Source organism: Sphingobium sp. VMM (assembly GCF_056790315.1).
The window spans coordinates 1-643 of the sequence record NZ_JBXGSI010000069.1 but is presented as its reverse complement, the minus strand read 5'-3'; the positions used below and the strand labels follow the sequence as shown (position 1 = coordinate 643).

Genomic DNA, 643 nt, shown 5'->3' with positions numbered 1-643 from the left:
GCCGGGATGTGACATAGGCGTCGGTCGGGGACAGCATTGGGGCTTGAGGGCGCAGGATTGGCAGTCATGCTGACTGGCGCGGTAGCGCATGAAACCATCCTTATCGACGCCGGGCCGTGGGCTGACATAGTCCCTGCGATGCTGGACGAGGTGCTTGCCGCCGGGACAGACATAGAGATCGTTCCGGTGGTCATAGCGGAACGCGGTGTGCTGGAAGCTGCCGGTCCTGCGGCTTGCATGGTCGAAGACGGGGATATGCGGCTCAATGCCGCGCTCATGGACGAGCCAGGCAAGATTAGCCGCATCGCCATAGCCGGTATCGGCAGCTAACCGTTGGGGCCAGATGCCGGAGCGCTCCAGTGTCCTGTCGATCATCGTTCACTGCGCTGCCACCTCAGCCTGACGGATGGCGGTGCTGACCTCCACATCGACGATCACGGCATTAGCCAGATCGATGAGGTAGTTGGTGCTGTAGGCGAAGAAAGCCTGCCCACCATGGGCACCCGTCCAGCGTGCTGCCGGATCAGCCGGCCACAGATATTTGGGCGTGACGGGCGACGCCGCTCCGAAGGCCACCTCGTCGAGCACCTCCAGATACTCCCGAACAGCATGATTGACGATATCCGGCGAGAGCCCCTCTGCG

General features: G+C 62.7%; 1 pseudogene. It reads right to left on the bottom strand.

The annotated features are described in order from the left end of the window. A pseudogene (locus tag ACUCV3_RS27340) lies at nucleotides 1-643 on the bottom strand (transposase); the annotation flags it as partial.